General features: G+C 40.5%; 5 protein-coding genes. 4 read left to right on the top strand and 1 reads right to left on the bottom strand.

All coding sequences use genetic code 11. From position 1 onward, the window contains the following. Positions 1-276: 276 nt before the first annotated feature. On the top strand, positions 277-582 hold the full coding sequence (locus IJT21_11035; protein MBQ7578785.1) for a hypothetical protein: 306 nt from the start codon (positions 277-279) through the stop codon (positions 580-582). Next, the gene (locus IJT21_11030; protein MBQ7578784.1) at positions 542-2,362 is read left to right on the top strand and encodes a phage terminase large subunit family protein; all 1,821 of its coding nucleotides are present in this window, start codon (positions 542-544) and stop codon (positions 2,360-2,362) included. The genes IJT21_11035 and IJT21_11030 overlap by 41 nt, the downstream gene beginning before the upstream one ends. Before the next feature lie 254 nt (positions 2,363-2,616). On the opposite strand, the gene IJT21_11025 is transcribed toward IJT21_11030, so the two are convergent. Next, positions 2,617-2,925, bottom strand: coding sequence for a hypothetical protein (locus IJT21_11025; protein MBQ7578783.1), 309 nt, complete (start codon positions 2,923-2,925; stop codon positions 2,617-2,619). A gap of 329 nt (positions 2,926-3,254) precedes the next feature. On the opposite strand from IJT21_11025, the gene IJT21_11020 reads away from it, so the two are divergent. After that, positions 3,255-3,629 (top strand): DUF882 domain-containing protein, encoded by a 375-nt coding sequence (locus IJT21_11020; GenBank protein MBQ7578782.1) that lies wholly within the window; start codon positions 3,255-3,257, stop codon positions 3,627-3,629. Next, positions 3,626-4,111 carry a phage holin family protein gene (locus IJT21_11015; GenBank protein MBQ7578781.1) on the top strand — a complete coding sequence of 162 codons (486 nt, stop codon included), beginning with the start codon at positions 3,626-3,628 and terminating at the stop codon, positions 4,109-4,111. Before IJT21_11020 ends, IJT21_11015 begins: the two co-directional genes overlap by 4 nt. Positions 4,112-4,161 lie beyond the last annotated feature (50 nt).

The following is a 4,161-nucleotide window of genomic DNA, read 5'->3' as shown; positions in this document are numbered from 1 at the left end:
GTATATATATATAAGCACTCAAAAAAACTTTACCACTTTACCTAAGGCCATTTTTTGAAAGCTAAACCATTGCACTGCAACATTTTATCGTTGGGAAACTTTTGGGAAAGTTCTTCAAAATCTTTACCCTTAAACTTTACCAACCCGATTATTTCTCGTGATAGACTATAATTAAGGTACTGGGAGGGGTGGGCGGGCGGTCTTCATTCCGCGAAGGAAGAGCCCGTTTTCGAGCTAGCGACAGAAAAAATTTTTTTTGAGGTGATAAATTTGAACATGATTGATAATGATGATTTTATCGAAGCTAAAACACGTCTCACACTTGCAAAGGCCGAACGTGAAGAATTAAAACTCGCTCAGGATAAAAAATTGTTGCTCGCCCGTGATGATGTTATTCATGCTTGGGCAGATAAAGTCAATATCGTGAAGAATAAAATTTTAGCGTTACCGGAATTGGCACCGCAGCTCGTCAATAAGTCAGCCGGCGAAATAAAGCAGATTGTTAAATCTAAAGTCTTTGAAATCTTGAATGAACTCGCAAATGATGACAACGAATTTGAATCTTTGGAGTCCGCCTCCTGATATTACAGTTGCAGAATGGGCCGACTTTTACCGCCAAATTTCTCCGGAAGCTAATGTAGAACCCGGCAGCTGGCATACCGATAGAGCACCGTATCAACGCGAAATTATGAATGCTATTAGCGATGACTCAATCGAAAAAATAATAGTAATGACAGCCGCGCAGGTGGGAAAAACAGAAATAATCTTAAACACTATCGGTTATTATGTCGATAAGGAACCAAGCCCAATTTTATTATTACAGCCTACACTCTCAATGGGCGAAGCATTCAGCAAGGACAGACTCGCACCAATGATTCGCGATACTCCGTGTCTTACTGGAAAAATTAAGGATCCACGCGCAAGAGATTCAGGGAATACACTTTTGCATAAAAGATTTCCCGGCGGTCAGATTACTATTTGCGGCGCTAACTCCCCTGCAAGTCTCGCAAGCAGACCCATCCGCATATTGTTGTGTGATGAAGTCGATAGATACCCGGACAGTGCTGGCACAGAAGGAGACCCCGTCTCACTCGCTATTAAACGTACACAAAATTTCTGGAACCGCAAAATTATTCTCGTCTCCACTCCTACAAGACAGACTCACGGGATTTATGAAGAGTTCCAGCTAACAAGTCAAGAAGAATGGTGCGTGCCTTGTCCTGTTTGCGGAGAGTTAAACCCGTTTGAATGGGAGCGCATAAAATTTAAAGAATTGCCCGAACCCGTTATGACTTGCAGAAAATGTAATAAAGATTTTAATCAATTCGAATGGGCTTCAATGCAGATTAATGGTAAATGGATTGCTATGAATCCCAGTGTAACGCGCGTCAGAGGTTTTCACATGAACTCTTTTGCAAGTCCCTGGGCTAGCTGGTCAGATTTATGCACTCAATATCAGGAAGCTAAATTAAATGGTGAGGAAAAATTGAAAGTTTTTGTAAATACAGTTTTGGGAGAACCCTACGAGAGTAAAGAAGGTACGCTCGACTCTGAAATTTTAGAGAACAGGCGCGAGAAATATAATGCAGAGTTACCCGATGGCGTTTTAGTTATTACTGCCGGAGTTGATGTCCAGGACGATAGACTCGAATGTGAAGTTGTCGGCTGGGGATTAGGTCATGAGTCTTGGGGGATTTGCTATAAGGTCATTTACGGCGACCCTGCATTAAATGAAACATGGTTAATGCTCGATGATTTTCTTTGTCGTGCATGGCATTATAAAGATGGTACAAGTATTATTTTATCGTGTGTGTGCATAGATTCAGGAGGTCACTTTACAGATGAAGTATACACTTTTTGCAAGCCGAGAAGCAAACGCAACATATTCGCCATCATTGGTCGCGGTGGATATGGGAGACCGAGTGTCGCTGGTCCTACGAGAAATAACCGCAGAAAGACTCCATTATTCACACTCGGAGTCAGTACTATTAAAGGTGTCTTACAATCCCGATTAATGACAGAAAAAACGGGCGCGGGTTATTGTCATTTTCCGGATGATAAAAATTTAGGCTATGATTCCCGTTATTTTGCAGGACTCGTGAGTGAAAGAATGATTACAAAACGTGTAAGAGGCCGTGATGTCATAGTCTGGGAGCAGAGAAATAAAAATATTCGTAATGAGCCTCTTGATTGCCGTGTTTATGCTTCGGGAGCGATTGAAATTTTTAACCCGGACTTAGCTAAACATGCTGCCCGCCGTGCTGGAGCCCACATACCGGAAAGACAGAAGGAAACGAGTCAAGTGCTCAAGAAAATTGCTACACCGCGAGTGAAATTATTACGTTCTGGGATTCGAGTGTGATAGAATTAAATCAATCTTAAGAAAGGAGTCAAAAAAGGCGGCTTAAGATTCCTCTTTCTGACAGATTATTATACGACGTAAAAATTTTCTCAATATCATTTCTCTATCTTATTTATTTTCTTTCATGGCCTGTAATTTGAGTGCAGGCTATTTGTTTATGTGCAGGATCGCGACTCATGTTTACTGGGTGGGGAGGGGGTTTAAGGGGGACGGGCTTTAGGGGGTCCCCCTTTTATGAATCACAAAATTTTTTTTTACTTCATGAACGCAATTAACATAGATAAAATTGTGAAACCGAGTGTTAGTCCCGCAATAAGAAAATTTAAACGCTGCATTATGAAATTTATTGTATTTTCCATGTTATCAAGTCTAATGCTCATGACCTTATAATCTGATTTCATTTCCGCAGCAATTTTTTCGTGTCTGGCTAAATTTTCGGCATTTACCACACGGATTTCCGCAGCAATTTTTTCGTGTCTGGCTTCACTTGCTGCCATTAATGCGCGTATTTCCTGCATGTTTGAATCGTATAAATCTTTTCTCACGTACTCTGATTCACTCATGATAAATTCCTCCTTCGCGGAAAAATTTTCTCATAAATTAATTATCGCTGCAAATGGCGTGTTACTGGGTGGGAGGGGGTTTAAGGGGGAGGGGCTTTAGGGGCTCCCCCTCTATGAATCACAAAATTTTTTTTCGCTGCAAATGGCTATAAATTTCTTCCCTCATATTTCCGTAACAATGCAAAAAATTGGAGTCGCGTTGTAATTAGCAGTTCCCACCCGCCCACCCGGATTGAATTAAGAGTCGCGTTTATAGCAAAAAATTTCTCGCGCATAAAAAATTTCGTTATAATAATTGCAATATGATTTATATTTGGAGGTAATTAATTATGGCTGTTGATACGAAAAATTTCAAAGTCTCCGAGTTCGCCTGCAAACACTGCGGGAAAAATTTAATTGATCAGCGGGTCTTAAACATGGCTCAAGAATTACGCGATTATTTGGGAGTCCCTGTTCGTGTTAATTCCGGTTACAGGTGCGAGACTCATAATAAGAACGTCGGCGGAGTCAAAAACTCTAAACACGTTCAAGGCAAAGCAGCTGATTTATCGTGTTCACTGGGCAGCGCTAAAATGTTCGAGGCAGTAAAAGAACTCCGCAACGCTGGAAAACTTCAAGATATGGACTACTGCATAAAATATAAAACTTTCATTCACATTGACTGCGGCGGAAAGAGAAAAAATTTATATGAGGTGCGCTCATGACAGAAAATTTATTAGACACAAGCATTGATTTTACTATAGGAGGCGGACTTGGTTTGATTGTGTGGTTCTTCGGGGGGCTTGATAAGCTCTTCGAGGTATTGATTGCACTAGTGATAATTGATTATATAACCGGAATGATAGCAGCAGGAATCAATCATGAAATCTCAAGTGAAATCGGATTTAAGGGTATCGCTAAAAAATGTTATATGATTATGTTCGTAGGAATTGCGCATTTGCTCGATGACTTGCTAGTAAAATATTTACCGGACAATTTAGCTGGCTCAGTGCGTGTTATGGTTACAACTTTTTATATTCTCAATGAGACTACATCAATAATTGAGAATGCTGACGAATTAGGCGTACCTATTCCCAAGCCGTTACACAATTTATTGCTGAAGCTCCACAAAATGCAGGACGAGAAATTTAACGCTGAGTCAGATTCACAAGTCAAGCATGAGGAAATCGAGATCAAGAAAAATTAATTTGCGTTATTTTGGGCGGGCTGAGACTCTTTAGGCTTGCTCAAAAAATG

The organism is Synergistaceae bacterium (assembly GCA_017443945.1).
Taxonomy (GTDB): Bacteria; Synergistota; Synergistia; order Synergistales; family Aminobacteriaceae; genus JAFUXM01.
This window is presented reverse-complemented; position numbering and strand designations above follow the sequence as displayed.

What these genes read in the sequence shown, in the direction of transcription:
- IJT21_11030 (MBQ7578784.1), top strand. Translation starts at nt 542, where the DNA reads ATGATGACAACGAATTTGAATCTTTGGAGTCCGCCTCCTGATATTACA.
- IJT21_11015 (MBQ7578781.1), top strand. Translation starts at nt 3,626, where the DNA reads ATGACAGAAAATTTATTAGACACAAGCATTGATTTTACTATAGGAGGC.
- IJT21_11025 (MBQ7578783.1), bottom strand. Translation starts at nt 2,925, where the DNA reads ATGAGTGAATCAGAGTACGTGAGAAAAGATTTATACGATTCAAACATG.
- IJT21_11035 (MBQ7578785.1), top strand. Translation starts at nt 277, where the DNA reads ATGATTGATAATGATGATTTTATCGAAGCTAAAACACGTCTCACACTT.
- IJT21_11020 (MBQ7578782.1), top strand. Translation starts at nt 3,255, where the DNA reads ATGGCTGTTGATACGAAAAATTTCAAAGTCTCCGAGTTCGCCTGCAAA.